Origin of the sequence: Phytobacter diazotrophicus (genome assembly GCF_052061655.1) — a bacterium.
Lineage (GTDB): Bacteria > Pseudomonadota > Gammaproteobacteria > Enterobacterales > Enterobacteriaceae > Phytobacter > Phytobacter diazotrophicus.
Genome location: NZ_CM125428.1, coordinates 4,065,067 through 4,080,631 on the forward strand (window position 1 = coordinate 4,065,067; position 15,565 = coordinate 4,080,631).

A 15,565-nucleotide genomic window follows, 5' to 3' on the forward strand; every position below is an offset into this window, starting at 1 on the left:
ATTGTCCCTTTGTTCTTCGAGTTGCCTGCGCGTTAGCGTTATGCAACCCGAATACGTTGGGATATCTTACTTTCTTTTTTATGCACGCTTAGTGTTTATGCACGCTTAGTGCGGATCAGGTAGTCGAATGCGCTCAAAGAGGCTTTCGCACCTTCGCCAGTGGCGATAATAATTTGCTTGTACGGCACCGTGGTGCAGTCACCCGCCGCGAACACACCTTTGACGCTGGTCTCGCATTTCGCATCAATGATAATTTCGCCCATACGGTTGCGCTCAATGGCACCTTCCAGCCAGGTAGTATTCGGCAGTAAACCAATCTGCACGAAAATACCGGCCAGCGCGATATGATGCACATCGCCGCTCACGCGATCGCGGTACTCCAGCCCCGTCAATTTGCTGCCATCGCCTTTCACTTCGGTAGTTTGCGCATTCAAAATGATATCGACATTACCGAGGCTACGCACTTTATCCTGCAGCACCTGGTCAGCTTTCATTTCGGGCGCAAATTCCAGCAGGGTGACATGTTCCACAATACCCGCCAGATCGATGGCTGCTTCCACGCCTGAGTTACCGCCGCCAATGACCGCAACACGTTTACCTTTAAACAGCGGACCATCGCAGTGCGGGCAGTAGGTCACACCTTTAGTACGATACTGTTCTTCGCCCGGCACGTTCATGTTGCGCCATTTTGCCCCGGTCGCAATGATGATACTGCGTGCTTTCAGCACGGCACCGGATGCGGTTTCAATCTGATGCAAACCACCTTCCACGGCAGCCGGGGTCAGTTTGGTCGCACTTTGCGAATCAATCACATCAACGTCGTATTCCGACACGTGTGCTTTCAGCGCGCCCGCCAGTTTTTGACCTTCGGTCTTCGGCACGGAAATGTAGTTTTCGATGTCCACGGTGTCGAGCACCTGGCCACCAAAACGCTCACCCATCAGCCCGGTACGGATACCTTTACGTGCGGAGTAAACCGCTGCCGCCGCACCAGACGGGCCGGAACCGACAATCAGCACATCATACGCGTCACGCTTGTTCAGCTCTTCAGCTGCGCGTTTTTCCGCGCCGGTATCAATTTTGGCCACGATTTCAGCAAGCGTCATACGACCCTGACCAAACTCTTTACCATTGACGAAGACAGCCGGAACGCCCATCACATTACGGTCAGTGATTTCATTCTGGTAGGTGCCGCCATCAATTGCCGTATGTTTAATGCGTGGGTTCAGCACGGCCATCAGGTTAAGCGCCTGTACGACATCCGGGCAGTTATGGCAGGTCAGTGAATAATAGGTTTCAAATTCAAAATCACCGTCGATATCGCGAATCTGTTCGAGCAGAGACTGCGCTTCTTTCGATGGATGGCCACCGGTCCACAGCAGGGCCAGAACCAGCGAGGTAAATTCGTGTCCCAGCGGCGAGCCTGCAAAGCGCGGCCCCTGGTTTGAACCTGGGTTGGTAATAAGGAACGACGGTTTACGCACGGCCAGCGTGTTGTCTTCTTTGAAAGAAACTTTATCTGACAGTTCAGCAATTTCAGCCAACAGTTCCTTGATTTCTGCCGATCTCGCGCTGTCATCCAGCGTGGCAATCAGCTCAACAGGTTTAGTCAGTTTCTCAAGGTAAGCCTTGAGCTGCGTTTTCATGTTTGTGTCGAGCATTTTTAATCTCCTGGGCTTAAAACATCATCATGCAAGCTGCCTTATCGGGGCTGCCTGAATGCAACTTGCATCATGGTGTTGGAATAAAATGGGCGCGAAAGCGCCCAGATAGTACTACGCAATTTCCGAGAATTTCACGTCAGAGCAAGGCGGCTAGCCTGAGAGTCCCCGGGAGCTTACAAAAGTAAGTGACCGGGGCGAGCAGGTGACGCCAACGCCGCTATGGCGCGAAAGGCGACGGAAATTTCAATTCACAAGGCTTTCGTGTTACAGAAAGGCGGCAAGCTTATGAATCCCCGGGAGCTTACAAAAGTAAGTGACCGGGGTGATTAAGCGCAGCCAACGCATCTGTAGCGCGAAAGACGCCGTGAATTTTAGATTTTACCAACCAGATCCAGGGACGGAGCCAGCGTCGCGTCGCCTTCTTTCCACTTAGCCGGGCATACTTCGCCTGGGTGGGAAGCAACATACTGTGCTGCTTTGATTTTACGCAGCAGGTCAGATGCGTCGCGGCCGATACCTTCAGCGGTAACTTCGATAGCCTGGATGATACCCTGCGGGTCAACGATGAAGGTACCACGGTCAGCCAGACCTTCGTCTTCACGCATGATTTCAAAGTTACGGGTCAGGGCGCCAGTCGGGTCGCCAATCATCGCATATTTGATTTTAGCGATGGTGTCAGAGCTGCTGTGCCATGCTTTGTGCGTGAAGTGGGTGTCGGTAGAAACAGAGTAAACGTCTACGCCCAGTTTCTGCAGTTCTTCATAATGGTCAGCAACGTCACCCAGTTCCGTCGGGCATACGAAAGTGAAGTCAGCCGGGTAGAAGAAGAAGACGCTCCAGCGGCCTTCGGTATCTTTCTCAGTAACTTCTACGAACTCACCGTTTTTGAACGCCTGGTTTTTAAAAGGTTTGATTTTGGTGTTAATTAAAGACATCTATACTTCCTCCGTGTTTTCGTTGAGGTGTAAGTTAACGATTTTTTTCCGATTCGGCTAATGCGTTTGCATTATCAAATCAATAAGCGTTAGCTAACAACCCGCACAAAACTGCTTAATGTACCGAACATGAACGTGCATAAGGTCGACGGGGATCCCATCGGTAAAAACAAAAAAGCCACCTCACGGGTGGCTTTAGACCTGAAATACCCGTGGGTGCTTCAGCGCCAGTCATACTGGCATCGTGTTGCGCGACAAGATAAAAGTTATCGCACAGACAGTGGGGATTACAACACTCTCGCTACTACATAACAATGCACAGGCTCCAGATACTGCCTATGGTTGTGATAGGTTTTACCGTCATAAAATTCATCTCATTGTTACTTAAGGTTTTTTATGCTTAAACGTCTACTCGTCCTTTCTCTTTTGCCTTTCTACGTTCAGGCAGAAGAGCTGCCTGCGCCCGTACAAGCCATTGAAAAACAAGGTATCACTATCATTAAATCCTTCGATGCGCCGGGCGGTATGAAAGGCTATCTCGGGAAATATCAGGACATGGGCGTCACCATCTATGTTACGCCAGACGGCAAACAGGCGATTTCTGGCTATATGTATGACACCGCTGGCACCAACCTGAGTGAAAAAATGATTCAGGATGAGATCTACTCACCGGCAGGTCGGGCGCTTTGGCAGCAGATGGAAAAATCAACGTGGATCCTTGATGGCAAAAAGGATGCACCGCGTGTGATCTACGTTTTTGCTGATCCTTTCTGCCCATACTGTAGCCGCTTCTGGCAACAGTCACGTCCCTGGGTTGAGGCCGGTAAAGTGCAAATCCGCACATTATTGGTTGGGGTCATCAAACCCGAAAGTCCGGCAGCAGCGGCAGCTATTTTGAGCGATAGCGATCCGGCTAAAAAATGGCATGACTATGAGCAATCTCTCGGTAAAATGACGCTGAATTTACCGCAATCTATTCCCCCAACGATCATGAATGTTCTAAAAAGTAATCAAACGTTAATGGACGAATTGGGGGCAAATGCCACTCCAGCCATTTACTATATGAATAAAGATAATGTGCTGCAGCAGGAGGTTGGTCTCCCCGATGAGGAGAAACTGAAGCTGATTTTTGGCGAGTAAGGGTAAAAAACACAATAATGGCAAAACGTAAGCCGGAGAAATACATCACTGAGAGTTATGATTATTTCTCCGGCGCACTTTTTTTGTCACCAATAATAAGTTTCCGTAGCAGAGTCGCGCACTAATAAACAAAATGACAAATGCAATGAATATAAATAATTGCAAACATTTAAAATAATTATATCATTGAAATCTATAGCAAATTAAAGATTAACTCTTTATATAATTTTATTATCATTCCCAGCCTGAGTATGTAAACGACTGGGATTAATTGACGGTGAAAATTAACAAGCAAATTCTGGAACAAGATGTTCTGGACGCCAGCATGGAAAGAATAAAATGGACACTGGAAAATTTTCAGAGAGTATGCGTTTCTTTTTCGGGTGGAAAAGACTCCAGCATCATGCTCAATCTGACGGCGCAACTTGCGCGCCAGTTAAAAAAGAAAATCAGTATTTTATTTATCGACTGGGAGGCCCAGTTTAGCTATACCATTGAGCATGTTGAGCGTATGCGTGCTGAATACAGTGATATCACAGAACGCTTCTTCTGGATTGCGTTGCCATTGACCACCCAAAATGGCTTATCGCAATTCTCCCCCACCTGGCAATGCTGGCAACCCGGTGTTGAATGGGTACGGCAACCGCCTGAACATGCGCTTACGGATCCAGCGGAGCTGCCTTTTTATCAACAAGGCATGACCTTTGAATCGTTTGTCAGTGAGTTTGCCGACTGGTTCGCCAACCATCGCCCGGCAGCCATGATGATCGGTATTCGCGCTGATGAATCTTACAACCGCTTTATGGCTATTGCGTCGGCACGCAAAATGCGTTTCGCCGACGATAAACCCTGGACTACCGCTGCCCCGCGCGGGCATGCCTGGTACATTTACCCGATTTATGACTGGAAAACAGCCGATATCTGGACCTGGTTTGGTAAAACCCAAACCCCCTATAACCCCTTATACGATTTGATGTATCAGGCAGGCGTGCCTACGCGCTATATGCGCATTTGCGAACCTTTCGGCCCGGAGCAACGCCAGGGGCTGTGGCTCTATCATGTTTTAGAGCCTGAGCGCTGGGCCTCGATGTGCGAGCGGGTCAGCGGCGTCAGCAGCGGCGGGATTTATGCCGGTCAGGACAACCTTTTCTACGGTCACAGAAAGCTCACTAAACCTACGCATTTGAGCTGGCGGGAATATGTCCTTTTCTTACTCGACAGCATGCCGGAGCAATCCGCGGAGCATTATCGCAACAAAATCGCCGTCTATTTGCGTTGGTTTGAAAAACAGGGGCTGACACTCATTCCCGATAGCCAGCCCGGGGATGTTGGCGCAAAGGATATACCTTCCTGGCGCCGCATCTGCAAAGTGCTGCTTAATAACGATTACTGGTGCAGGGCCCTCTCTTTTAGCCCTACAAAAACAAGCAATTACAAGCGCTATCACGAACGAATCAAAAACAAACGCAAGGAGTGGGGAATTTTATGCAACAGCGATTAATCAGCGAGATTGAGGCATTTCTCGGCGCATTACCTGAGGAAGAACGGATTGAAGCTATCAATGATTTTCGTCGTACTCTCCACGCGTTAAGCCCGTTTCGCGATCAGCCTGTCGATTGTGTTTTATGGGTGAAGAACGACCACATTTCCCCAAATGACTACAACCCTAACAATGTTGCACCGCCGGAGAAACGGTTGTTACTGAAATCGCTGGAGACCGACGGTTTCACCCAGCCCATTGTGGTGCAGGAAGACAAACCTCATCACTTCGAAATTGTCGATGGCTTTCACCGCCACGAACTGGGTAAAAGTCGGGCGGCGCTAAAAAGTAAACTTAAAGGCTATCTCCCGATTACTTGCCTGAACAGCGACCGAGCCAGCAAGTCCGATCGTATGGCGGCCACCATCCGGCATAATCGGGCACGTGGCCGCCATCAAATCAATGAGATGGCGGAAATTGTTCGTGAACTCTCGCGGATGGGCTGGACAGAAGAGCAGATTGGCCATGAGCTGGGGATGGACAGCGATGAAGTATTGCGCCTCAAACAGATTAACGGCCTGACAGAACTCTTTGCAGGCCGTCGATTCTCGCGTGCGTGGACGGTTAAATAGCGTCAGTTATAGCTGACATAACCGTTCAGCGGCTGCCAGCAGGGTCGATTCCTGTTTTGCAAAACACAGGCGAATCAGCTTATGGGGGAAGGGGTCGGCGCAGAAAACCGACAGCGGAATAGCCGCCACCCCAACTTCTTTCGTCAGCCACTGGCAAAAGTTCACATCATCAAGATCGGAAATGGCGCTGTAATCGGCCAGCAGGAAGTAAGTCCCTTCGCACGGCAGGATCTCCAGCCGACTGCTGCTGAGCGCATTGACCAGCACATCGCGACGAGCCTGATAAAATGCGGGCAACTGGCGATAATGTTCCGGCTCGCTTCGCAGCATATCCGCCAGTGCCAGTTGTGCAGGCGTATTGACCGAGAAGGTCAGGTATTGATGCACCTTACGCAGCTCGGCGCTAATGGCCGCCGGAGCCACGCAGTACCCCACCTTCCAGCCGGTCATATGGAAGGTTTTACCAAACGAGGAAACGGCAATCGCCCGCTGACGCAGTTGCGGGTGCGCCAGCACGCTGGCATGGCCCGCTTCGACAAAGCAAATATGTTCGTAGACTTCATCGCTCAGCACATAGATTTCTTTCTCGCCAATCGCCTGCCATAACGCCGCGAAATCCTCTTTGCGCCACACCGTCGCGGACGGGTTATGCGGCGTATTAAGGATAACCAAACGGGTTTTATCGCTCAGCAGTGCAGCGAATGCCTGCCAGTCCACGCGAAAATGCGGCGGTTGCAGGGCAATACGTTTTAGCACACCACCAGACAATTCCACCGCCGGGGCGTAGCTGTCATAACTGGGATCAAAGCAGATGACTTCATCGCCTTTACGTACCAGCGCGGTGATCGCTGCATACAGGGCCTCGGTCGCCCCCGCCGTTACTGTGATATCGCTGCCCGCGTCCGGTTTGTAGCCATACAGTTCTTCGGTTTTATCGGCAATGGCCTCGCGCAACGCCTGCACCCCGGTCATTGGCGCGTACTGATTCGCCCCTTGTGCCACGTGGTAAGCCAGCCGCTCTTGCAAGTAGCGTGGACCATCAAAATCCGGGAATCCCTGAGACAGGTTGATGGCCTTATACTGCTGCGCCAGCGCACTCATTTGCGTGAAAATAGTGGTGCCTAAAGCGGGAAGTTTACTTTGCGGAATCAGTGCGTTATCGCTCATAGTTGCGTGCCTGCTTGTAATACTGATGTTGCTGCCACTATAACACGATGTTAGTATTTGGCAATCAAGACGCTTAGACGTCTAAACCATAAGAATATTCCTGCCGACGCGCAACCAGGAAGACTATGACAAACAACCTGCAACTTCATGATCTCGTTAACGCCTGTCACTGGATAGGCCAGAAAGGCTGGTCCCCTGCCACCGGTGGCAATATGTCGGTGCGCGAAGATGCACAATGGTGCTGGCTGAGCGAATCCGGTAAAGACAAAGGCAGCCTGACGACAGCGGACTTCCTGCAAGTGTCGATCGCCGATAACCATGCGCCATCGGGGCGTAAGCCGTCAGCGGAAACGGGCCTGCACACGCTGATTTACCGCCTGTTCCCGGATGCGAATGCGGTGCTTCATGTCCATACGGTGAATGCCACCGTACTGTCACGCGTTGAGCGTGCCCCTGAATTGCTCATCAGCGGCTTCGAAATGCAAAAATCCCTGCGCGGACAAACCACGCATCTTGATACCGTGCCGATTGCAATTTTCGATAACGCCCAGGATATTGATGCCCTCGCCCGCCATATTGAACATTACGCGCAAGAACGCCCCTTGAACTATGGCTTTTTGCTACGTGGTCACGGTCTGACATGCTGGGGGCGCGATGTGGCTGAAGCGCGTCGCCATCTGGAAGGGCTGGAATTTTTATTTGAATGCGAAATGCAGCGCCGTCTGCTGGAGAAATAATGATCCGCGCGATAGTTACCGACATAGAAGGTACCACCAGCGATATTCGCTTTGTGCACAATGTGTTATTTCCCTATGCCCGCGAACGTCTGCCGGCTTTTCTGAACGCGCAGCAGTATATCGAGCCGGTAAAAACTATTCTCGATAACTTGCGTGAAGAGATAGCGCAGCCGGAGGCGACCACCGCCGATCTGCTTGATACGCTTGTGCAGTTTATGGATGAGGACCGCAAATCCACGCCACTGAAAGCGCTACAGGGCATTATCTGGCGTGATGGCTACGTCAATAGCGACTTCACCGGTCATCTTTACCCGGACGTATTACCCGCGCTGGAAAAATGGAAAGCCAAAGGTATTGATCTGTATGTTTATTCCTCTGGCTCAGTGGCAGCGCAAAAACTGTTATTTGGCTACAGCGACGAAGGTGATATTACTCATCTGTTCAGCGGCTACTTCGATACCCTGGTAGGGGCGAAACGCGAGGTTCAGTCCTATCGCAATATCGCTGAACAACTGGGCGTGCCGCCGGGGCAGATCCTGTTCCTCTCTGATATCCATCAGGAGCTGGACGCCGCAACGCAGGCCGGTTTACGAACCATACAACTGATTCGCGGCGACCATGACGCAGCGAGCCAACATCACCAGGTTCCCTCTTTTGACCACATTAAGCCGGAGCAGATCCCCTCATGAGCGCACTGACGATTTATTCTGACAAAGACGCCAGCAAGCCTGTCTGGCAGAGCACCGATGCCGCCGGCATTCAGCAAAAGCTGAACGCCAAAGGCGTCCGTTTTGAACGTTGGGAAGCCGACCGTGACCTGGGCGCAGATCCATCACCGGAGACAGTGATCGTCGCCTACCAGCACGCGATCGACAAACTCGTTGCCGAGAAGGGCTACCAGAGCTGGGATGTGATCAGCCTGCGTGCCGATAATCCGCAAAAAGAGGCGCTACGCGCAAAATTCCTCAACGAACACACCCACGGCGAAGACGAAGTGCGTTTTTTCGTGGAAGGTGCCGGGCTGTTCTGCCTGCATATTGGTGACGAGGTGTACCAGGTATTGTGCGAGAAGAATGACCTGATCTCCGTGCCCGCCGGTACCCCGCACTGGTTTGATATGGGTTCCGAGCCGAACTTCACCGCCATTCGCATTTTCGACAACCCGGAAGGCTGGATCGCACAGTTCACCGGCGATGCGATTGCGGAAAACTATCCACGGCTGGCGTGAGTTCCCGCCCCCTTGTTGTGGCCCTGCATTAACGCGGGGCTTTTTTTGGCCCCTACCCATTCCCGTAGTCTGTCTTTTCTCCTGCTAAACCCGGCCTATACTTGCTCTTTTTGCGAATGCGATTCACAGGGAAGGAAGAATGAACAAAATCATATTGATGCTCCTGGCAATGGTGCTGAGCGGTTGCGCCACCACAGTGCCCATGCCGAAAGAGGACACTCTCGACTACCTGCGGGTGACAGAAAATAATATTACGGTCATGTCAGACAAGTACGGCTATGTCTTTAAACGTGATAAGACCCGTGATGTTTATAACGACTACAAAGCCTTTTATGACGAGTTCGGTGATAAGAGCCCCGGTGTGGCGGTGTACTTTGTGGTGAAAGATAAAGATGTCACGGCGGAATATCGCGCGATTGTCGATGCGACACAGTTAACACCCGCCCAGAAGGACAGGCTCAAATATCATTATAACGCGCATGTGATGGAGTCCGGGAAAACGCTGGTCGCCGTGTTTAAAGCCAAAGGCACTTATGCTGGGAGCCTGCATTACTCTACCGCTGACGCGACCAGACTGGATCCTCCTGTGACGGTGACGATCACCGACAAAACCGAACAGAATGTGAGTTATATGGCTCCGTTGATGATCCCCATTTTCCCGCTGGTGATGATGTACGGTTGCGCGAAGGGACCCTGTGTTTAAGGGATTGCCCGCAGCGATACCTGCCCCCGGATGGCGGCGCAAGCGCCCTATCCGGGCCACCGTTCGCTGAATCGGGGTTGCTCGTAGCCCGGCTAAGCGCAGCGCCAGCCGGGAAACGCCAGGGGCATCATTTCCGTGCCAGGATCCTCGCTCTCGCCTGGGTAAAGAACACAGGTACCAGCACTTCAAGCATAAACAACACCAGGCTTATCTTTTGGTTATCTTCGCCTGGACGCCAGTTCCCGAGGATGGCCGAGAGCACAAAAAATGCCACGCCCGCCGTCAGCATCGCCATGCCGTACAGACGATTGGCCCGATACCACAGCCCGTCATCATTGCGCGTTCGCGCGGTTCTTATCCCATACCAGCGGTTAGGTTTCACCTTCTGCAATAGCAGCGGAATGGCAATAGCCATTAATATCAGACTGGTGATACTCAGCCAGATAAAATTCATATCCATCAGCGACTCTCCCTTTAAACGCCTATATCCCCGAAAAGGGATATTCACTGTCATGATGGATGGTAGAGGAAAATTAACGGACGAATAAGAGTAACGTCATATTTTGATTAACTTTAGAGGGAGATGTAACAGCTTGCTGCTGGTCATGCCACGGCCCAACACCGTAGGATTCCTCTCCTGACCTTACGGCCTCGAGAATGGATGCGTGAAATATCCACTGTTTTTATTATTACTGACTTTACCGGCACTGGCGGCACGTGCGGATGACGCCGTCAAACTTAACTGCCCGCCCCGTGGGGCCATCACCGTCTCCTTTTTTGATTACTATCTCATCACCATGAAATGGGGCGATCATTTCCAGGTCGCCTCGGGCAAATTGCAAAGCCACACCAAAGCCGGAGTGCCATTCTGGACCACCACCTTTGGCAATGGCGACGATCTGGCCTATTTCCCCAACTCCCATCAGTACTATCTGTTTTATGCGGGTTCGCGCGATCCTGTGCAATGTTCGGAACAGGAAAGCTACGTCTATCCGGTCATCACTCCGCCGCGTTATGAAAACAATATCGTAAGCAGCAAAAAAAGTGCGCCGCAGACGCCAAACAGTGAAATTGATAATTCTCAGGTGATTTTGCCGGGATCCGGCGCACAGGGATAACCCCTCTCCGGACAGAGAGGGGCGGCTTGCTGATTAACGAAGTTGTTTTTGCGTATGCCACAGCGCGGCAACGCTCAGGAACACGGTAACCATCAGGTAGAAGCCCGGTGCGAAGTGGCTGCCGGTTGCGCTGATAAGCAACGTACAGATGAATGGCGCAAACCCGCCGAATACCGTGACGGCGATGTTGTAACTGATGGACATCCCACTGGCCCGGGTCGATACCGGGAAAATATCCGCCATCACCGACGGAATGGTCGAGAAGTAGATGGATTTCAACAGCGCCATCCATCCCACCAGCAGTGAAAGCGACAGAGGCGTGACGTTCAGGCTCATCAGCCAGAACGCGGGCAGCAGCGTAAACGCCAGCAGACCCAACGCGGTCCACAACAGACGCTCCCGCCCGACACGCTCCGCCAACAGGCCACCTATTGGCGTCACCACGGTAAGAATCACCCCGGCCAGCAACGTCGCGCTGTAGGCGGATGACGCGGGCAGGCCAAGGCTTTTGGTCGCCCAGGTCGGCACATAATTGAGCATGTAGTTAATTGCCGTGGAGACCACCATCAGACCAATCGCCAGCGCCAACAGGCGTTTTTGCGAACCCAACAGTTGCTTCACCGGATGACGCGGTTTCTCGATCTCAACATACGCCTCAGGCTCGTGCACATGACGACGGATCCACAGCCCAACCGGGCCAATCAGCAGACCAAAAGCGAACGGCACGCGCCATCCCCAGTCCAGCAACTGCTCCGGCGTCAGCCAGTGTGCCAGCCCCAGACCAAATGCTGATGCCATCAGCGTACTGGCTCCCTGTGTGGCAAACTGCCAACTGGCGATAAAGGTTTTACGCTCCGGGAAGTGCTCCACCAGAAACGCCGTCGAACTACCAAACTCACCGCCTGCGGAGAAGCCCTGAATCAGGCGCGCCAGCAAAATCAGCAGCGGCGCGGCCAAACCGAGGGTGGCATAACCGGGCATAAAGGTGATCATCGCCCCGCCCAGCATCATCAGGTTGATGGAGAGCAGCAGCGAGGCCTTACGACCGTGTTTATCGGCATAAGCGCCAAGCACCACCGCCCCCAGCGGGCGAATCAAAAAGGCGATACCAAAGCTACCGAAAGCGAGCAGCAGCGAGACCGTTGGATTAGTCGTCGGGAAAAAGACCTGGGCAATATAGCTGGCAAAGAAGCCGTACACTGCAATATCAAACCACTCCAGGGCATTACCAATACAGGTGGCAAAAAGCGTTTTCGCCAGGTTCGGGCGCACGCTGCCCTGCTCTGTCTCACGGGCGAGAGTTGTCATTTTGCACCTCCATTCTGATGCGCCTGATGGCTGGCAAGCAGTGTCGCTCCCCGCTCGCCCAAATCCCAGAACAGGCGGGTCATGATCGCCAGCCCCTCGCGGGCAATGGCAATCGGCAGGTGCTCGTCTGGCGCATGCTGGCCACAGGCCGGGTACGAATGCGGCACCCACAGCGTTGGCAGGCCCAAAATCCCGGCAAACACATCATTAGGCAGCGAGCCGCCGAGGTTTGGCAACAGGGCCGGTTTCTTGCCTGTCGTCTCCGCCATCGCCTCAAGCGTCCAGTTCACCAACGGATCGGTCGGATCAAAGCGCGTTGCAGGGGTGCCGCGCACTTCGCTGATGGTCACCATAGAAAAGCCGTGCGCGTCCAGATGCGCACGAACCGCCTGCTCCAGATGTTCCCAGTCGGTACCCACCACGAAGCGCAACTGGCAGACCGCTGTCGCCTGCCCCGGGATCGCGTTCATGGGCTGTGCCGGATTCCCTGTCAGGAAAGAGAGCACTTCCAGGGTATTCCAGCCAAACAGTTTTTCTGCCGCCGACAATCCGGGCTCGCCCCAGTTCGGGTCGGTGATGGGATCGTTTTCGCCACGTGCCGGGGTGATATCCGCCAGAATGGCTTTCAGTTCCGGCGTTAAGGCAGGCGGTTTCAGCGCCGCAATCTGGATTTCGCCTTTACCATCCACCAGGCTCGCGATGGCGTTTGCCAGTTGCGTACCGGGGTTGCTCAGCAGCCCGCCCCAGTTGCCAGAGTGATAATCTTTGGCGCGCGCATTAATGGTCAGACGGAAGTTGGCGCAGCCACGCGAACCGAGGAATAGCGTCGGGCGTTCAGCGTTCAGGCGCGGTCCATCAGAGGCGATAAACAGGTCTGCATTGATGCGTGCTTTAAGTTGTTCGCAGACGGCGGCCAGCCCCGGCGAACTCACCTCTTCACCCATTTCGCACAGCCAGACGCAGTTAAACCCCAGCCGACCGTGACGCGCGTGGTAAACCTGCTCCAGTGCGGCGAGGTTAACCGAATGTTGACCTTTGTTGTCAGCCGTACCGCGTCCGTACCAGTTGCCATCACGCTCGACCAGCGTCCACGGCGAAAGCCCTTCGGCCCAGCGCGCATCGTCACCGAAGACCACATCGCCATGTCCGTAGCACATCACGGTGGGCAGCGTCGGGTCTTCTTCGCGGCTGGCGAGTAAAAATGGTCGGGCGGCATTGACCGGGTTAGCAATCACCTCGGTCGTAAAGCCCAATTCCTGAAAAGCGGGAATGAATACGTCGTTGTAATAGCGTGTGAGCGCGTCATCCCTGTCATTACGCTGGCTTTCGCTGGGGATTGCCACCCGGCTGGCAAGGATGCTTTTAAAATGGCCGCTGTCGAACCACGCCAGCGCCTGGTCGACGATCTGTTGTGTTGTCATGTTGTTTGCCCTGTCTGTCCCCGTCAAATGTCGAGCCGCAGTTGCGTGGCTGCAACGCGAATTTTTCAGGGTTCATTTGCTGCCGATGGCGCAATGAGATGTTGTTGTCTTTTTGTTCTAAACCAGAACAGAGCCTTGCCACAATAATAATAATTGTAATTTGGCGTTGCTTTTTTGATAAGGGTACACTGCACAATCTCAGGGCATCGCAGAGGATTCATCTATGTTGAGCAATGAACTACGCTACTTTTTTGCGGTGGCCACCACCGGCTCTCTCAGCACCGCCAGCGAACAGCTTTACGTGGCGGGTTCCGCCATCAGCCGACAAATCCACAAGCTGGAGACCCGGCTGGGCGTCACGCTCTTTGAACGGCATTCGCGCGGTATGGTTTTAACCGATGCCGGGCAGATTCTGGCTAACCATGTGCGCAAAAACATGCGCGATATGGAATTTGCAATGGCCGAAATTCAGGGGCTGAAAGCGGTGCGCAAAGCCCTGGTACGTATTGCCTGTACCGAGGGCATGGCGTTTGACCTGTTGCCAGGGGTACTGGCGCGTTTTCGTCAGCAACACCCTGCGGTGAGTTTTGATTTGCAGGTCGGCACGGCGATGCAGGTGGCGGAGTGGGTCCGGCGCAATGATTGTGATGTCGCCTTTCAGTTCAGCCTCGCGCCTGAACGGGACGTGGAAATTATTGCCGCCTGGCCCGCGCCGGTACTGTTGCTGTTGGCGGATGAGCATCCATTGGTGTCGCAGCCGGGTGTGGCGATGGAAGATTTGCACCACTATCCGCTGGTTCTCCCGGAGGCTGGCACCACGCTGCGCCAGCTTTTTGATCTCTCCTGTCGGATGGCGGGCACCTTTCTCGAACCGGCGTTCAGCAGCAATAATTTTGCCGCCCTGTACGGTTTTACCCGTCATACACCCGATGCCCTGACCGTGTGTAGCCATTTCAGCGTATTATGGCGCGCAAAGCAGGATGGCATGACGCTTAAAACGATCAATAACTCGTCGCTAAGCCAGCGCACTTTGCAGATTCAGGTGCCGGGAAGCAAACACCGACCGACTGCGGTCAATGCTTTCCTCGAACTTACCGCCCTGGAGCTGGACAGAGAACATAAGCAGTGGATGGCGGAACTGACCCAGGCTTAAGCGGCGAGATGCTGCTTAATCGCATCGAGAAACAAGCCGAGCGCCGCATGCTGATGATCGCGGGATTGATATAACCCATAAATGCCCAGCGGCTGCGGCTCCAGTTGCGGCAGTACGCTGACCAGTTGTCCGCTCTGAAGCCCGACACGCGCCTCAATTTCCGGCACCAGCGCCAGCCCTACATCCGCCATCGCCATATCACACAACAAAGACGATATCCCGGCGCTGAAATTACCATTAACCGCAACGGCGACAGTGCCCTTTTCCGGATCGCGAAACGTCCATGATTGTCCTGAAAAGCGGCTGTAATGCAGACAATTGTGCTGAGCGAGATCGTCAAGGGTTTCAGGCTGCCCGGCTCTCGCAAGGTAGGCCGGGGAGGCACACAATACCGAACGGCATTCCCCCAGCGCGCGGGCAATCACCCCTGGTTCGGGGGAATTGGTTATCCGTATCGCCAGATCGATGCGCTCACCCACCAGGCTGACCGGCTGATTATTGATATCCACTTCGATGCGCAGCGCCGGGTAGCGCGCCAGAAACGCCGGGATCACCGGCCCCAGCAGGTGGGTCGCCGTAAAGTGGGCGCAGGCAATACGCAGCGTGCCCGCAGGCGTCAGGCGCGTGGCGTCACCTTCAATGTCTTGCGACAGAGAAGCCAGTTGCCGAGTTTTCTCAAGGATTTTCTCACCGGCGGGGGTTAAGGTTAGCCGCCGCGTCGAGCGATGAATCAAGCGCGCCCCGGCCCATTTTTCCATTTCATCCAGATAGCGGCTGACCATCGGACGTGAGATACCCAGCGAACGTGCCGCCGCGCTCAGGCTGCCCAGTTCGCAAATCCGGTTGTAGGTCATTGCCGCCATGATCCTGTCCATTGCC

Annotated in this window: 16 protein-coding genes; 9 read left to right on the plus strand and 7 right to left on the minus strand. The window is 53.5% G+C overall.

Going from position 1 to position 15,565, the window contains the following annotated elements:
• Window positions 1–95: 95 nt before the first annotated feature.
• Window positions 96–1,661, minus strand: coding sequence for an alkyl hydroperoxide reductase subunit F (gene ahpF, locus ACS0RQ_RS19870; RefSeq protein WP_041852155.1), 1,566 nt, complete (start codon window positions 1,659–1,661; stop codon window positions 96–98).
• 374 nt (window positions 1,662–2,035) lie between these two features.
• Entirely contained in the window at window positions 2,036–2,599 is a 564-nt protein-coding gene (gene ahpC / locus ACS0RQ_RS19875) for an alkyl hydroperoxide reductase subunit C (RefSeq protein ID WP_041852156.1), read from the minus strand.
• Window positions 2,600–2,995: 396 nt separating this feature from the next.
• Here ahpC and dsbG point away from each other — a divergent pair, with 396 nt between their 5' ends.
• From dsbG to ACS0RQ_RS19890, 3 genes are all read left to right on the plus strand, one after another.
• The gene (gene dsbG, locus ACS0RQ_RS19880; RefSeq protein ID WP_271851236.1) at window positions 2,996–3,739 is read left to right on the plus strand and encodes a thiol:disulfide interchange protein DsbG; all 744 of its coding nucleotides are present in this window, start codon (window positions 2,996–2,998) and stop codon (window positions 3,737–3,739) included.
• A 325-nt stretch (window positions 3,740–4,064) separates the two neighbouring features.
• Window positions 4,065–5,240 carry a phosphoadenosine phosphosulfate reductase gene (locus ACS0RQ_RS19885; protein WP_271851237.1) on the plus strand — a complete coding sequence of 392 codons (1,176 nt, stop codon included), beginning with the start codon at window positions 4,065–4,067 and terminating at the stop codon, window positions 5,238–5,240.
• The gene (locus ACS0RQ_RS19890; RefSeq protein WP_271851238.1) at window positions 5,225–5,851 is read left to right on the plus strand and encodes an IbrB-like domain-containing protein; all 627 of its coding nucleotides are present in this window, start codon (window positions 5,225–5,227) and stop codon (window positions 5,849–5,851) included. The genes ACS0RQ_RS19885 and ACS0RQ_RS19890 overlap by 16 nt, the downstream gene beginning before the upstream one ends.
• Before the next feature lie 6 nt (window positions 5,852–5,857).
• Here the strand turns inward: ACS0RQ_RS19890 and ACS0RQ_RS19895 are convergent, their stop codons facing one another.
• Complete coding sequence (locus tag ACS0RQ_RS19895) at window positions 5,858–7,018, minus strand: pyridoxal phosphate-dependent aminotransferase (protein ID WP_271851239.1); 1,161 nt, start codon at window positions 7,016–7,018, stop codon at window positions 5,858–5,860.
• Between the two features lie 125 nt (window positions 7,019–7,143).
• On the opposite strand from ACS0RQ_RS19895, the gene ACS0RQ_RS19900 reads away from it, so the two are divergent.
• From ACS0RQ_RS19900 to ACS0RQ_RS19915, 4 genes are all read left to right on the plus strand, one after another.
• Window positions 7,144–7,755 (plus strand): methylthioribulose 1-phosphate dehydratase, encoded by a 612-nt coding sequence (locus tag ACS0RQ_RS19900; protein ID WP_079498400.1) that lies wholly within the window; start codon window positions 7,144–7,146, stop codon window positions 7,753–7,755.
• Window positions 7,755–8,444, plus strand: a complete 690-nt coding sequence (mtnC, locus tag ACS0RQ_RS19905; RefSeq protein WP_271851240.1) for an acireductone synthase — start codon at window positions 7,755–7,757, stop codon at window positions 8,442–8,444. Before ACS0RQ_RS19900 ends, mtnC begins: the two co-directional genes overlap by 1 nt.
• Window positions 8,441–8,983, plus strand: coding sequence for a 1,2-dihydroxy-3-keto-5-methylthiopentene dioxygenase (locus ACS0RQ_RS19910; RefSeq protein ID WP_071193883.1), 543 nt, complete (start codon window positions 8,441–8,443; stop codon window positions 8,981–8,983). The genes mtnC and ACS0RQ_RS19910 overlap by 4 nt, the downstream gene beginning before the upstream one ends.
• Window positions 8,984–9,122: 139 nt before the next feature.
• The gene (locus ACS0RQ_RS19915; RefSeq protein WP_271851241.1) at window positions 9,123–9,686 is read left to right on the plus strand and encodes a hypothetical protein; all 564 of its coding nucleotides are present in this window, start codon (window positions 9,123–9,125) and stop codon (window positions 9,684–9,686) included.
• Between the two features lie 127 nt (window positions 9,687–9,813).
• On the opposite strand, the gene ACS0RQ_RS19920 is transcribed toward ACS0RQ_RS19915, so the two are convergent.
• Window positions 9,814–10,146 carry an SdpI family protein gene (locus ACS0RQ_RS19920; protein WP_271851242.1) on the minus strand — a complete coding sequence of 111 codons (333 nt, stop codon included), beginning with the start codon at window positions 10,144–10,146 and terminating at the stop codon, window positions 9,814–9,816.
• Between the two features lie 205 nt (window positions 10,147–10,351).
• Here ACS0RQ_RS19920 and ACS0RQ_RS19925 point away from each other — a divergent pair, with 205 nt between their 5' ends.
• Window positions 10,352–10,804 carry a hypothetical protein gene (locus tag ACS0RQ_RS19925; protein ID WP_041852166.1) on the plus strand — a complete coding sequence of 151 codons (453 nt, stop codon included), beginning with the start codon at window positions 10,352–10,354 and terminating at the stop codon, window positions 10,802–10,804.
• 33 nt (window positions 10,805–10,837) lie between these two features.
• Here ACS0RQ_RS19925 and ACS0RQ_RS19930 read toward each other — a convergent pair whose 3' ends face one another.
• Window positions 10,838–12,112: an MFS transporter gene (locus ACS0RQ_RS19930; protein ID WP_071193886.1), complete on the minus strand. Its 1,275-nt coding sequence runs from the start codon at window positions 12,110–12,112 to the stop codon at window positions 10,838–10,840.
• Window positions 12,109–13,533, minus strand: a complete 1,425-nt coding sequence (locus ACS0RQ_RS19935; RefSeq protein WP_271851243.1) for a M20 family metallopeptidase — start codon at window positions 13,531–13,533, stop codon at window positions 12,109–12,111. Before ACS0RQ_RS19935 ends, ACS0RQ_RS19930 begins: the two co-directional genes overlap by 4 nt.
• Window positions 13,534–13,756: 223 nt before the next feature.
• Between ACS0RQ_RS19935 and ACS0RQ_RS19940 the strand changes: the two genes are divergently transcribed.
• Window positions 13,757–14,686 (plus strand): LysR family transcriptional regulator, encoded by a 930-nt coding sequence (locus ACS0RQ_RS19940; protein ID WP_108701818.1) that lies wholly within the window; start codon window positions 13,757–13,759, stop codon window positions 14,684–14,686.
• Here the strand turns inward: ACS0RQ_RS19940 and ACS0RQ_RS19945 are convergent.
• Window positions 14,683–15,561, minus strand: coding sequence for a LysR family transcriptional regulator (locus tag ACS0RQ_RS19945; RefSeq protein WP_271851244.1), 879 nt, complete (start codon window positions 15,559–15,561; stop codon window positions 14,683–14,685). The two genes, ACS0RQ_RS19940 and ACS0RQ_RS19945, sit on opposite strands and share 4 nt — an antisense overlap.
• Window positions 15,562–15,565: the final 4 nt, after the last annotated feature.

Bases quoted from the DNA above. Each gene is read 5' to 3' on its own strand.
- ahpF (WP_041852155.1), bottom strand. From the start codon at position 1,661: ATGCTCGACACAAACATGAAAACGCAGCTCAAGGCTTACCTTGAGAAA.
- ahpC (WP_041852156.1), bottom strand. From the start codon at position 2,599: ATGTCTTTAATTAACACCAAAATCAAACCTTTTAAAAACCAGGCGTTC.
- dsbG (WP_271851236.1), top strand. From the start codon at position 2,996: ATGCTTAAACGTCTACTCGTCCTTTCTCTTTTGCCTTTCTACGTTCAG.
- ACS0RQ_RS19885 (WP_271851237.1), top strand. From the start codon at position 4,065: ATGGAAAGAATAAAATGGACACTGGAAAATTTTCAGAGAGTATGCGTT.
- ACS0RQ_RS19890 (WP_271851238.1), top strand. From the start codon at position 5,225: ATGCAACAGCGATTAATCAGCGAGATTGAGGCATTTCTCGGCGCATTA.
- ACS0RQ_RS19895 (WP_271851239.1), bottom strand. From the start codon at position 7,018: ATGAGCGATAACGCACTGATTCCGCAAAGTAAACTTCCCGCTTTAGGC.
- ACS0RQ_RS19900 (WP_079498400.1), top strand. From the start codon at position 7,144: ATGACAAACAACCTGCAACTTCATGATCTCGTTAACGCCTGTCACTGG.
- mtnC (WP_271851240.1), top strand. From the start codon at position 7,755: ATGATCCGCGCGATAGTTACCGACATAGAAGGTACCACCAGCGATATT.
- ACS0RQ_RS19910 (WP_071193883.1), top strand. From the start codon at position 8,441: ATGAGCGCACTGACGATTTATTCTGACAAAGACGCCAGCAAGCCTGTC.
- ACS0RQ_RS19915 (WP_271851241.1), top strand. From the start codon at position 9,123: ATGAACAAAATCATATTGATGCTCCTGGCAATGGTGCTGAGCGGTTGC.
- ACS0RQ_RS19920 (WP_271851242.1), bottom strand. From the start codon at position 10,146: ATGGATATGAATTTTATCTGGCTGAGTATCACCAGTCTGATATTAATG.
- ACS0RQ_RS19930 (WP_071193886.1), bottom strand. From the start codon at position 12,112: ATGACAACTCTCGCCCGTGAGACAGAGCAGGGCAGCGTGCGCCCGAAC.
- ACS0RQ_RS19935 (WP_271851243.1), bottom strand. From the start codon at position 13,533: ATGACAACACAACAGATCGTCGACCAGGCGCTGGCGTGGTTCGACAGC.
- ACS0RQ_RS19940 (WP_108701818.1), top strand. From the start codon at position 13,757: ATGTTGAGCAATGAACTACGCTACTTTTTTGCGGTGGCCACCACCGGC.
- ACS0RQ_RS19945 (WP_271851244.1), bottom strand. From the start codon at position 15,561: ATGGACAGGATCATGGCGGCAATGACCTACAACCGGATTTGCGAACTG.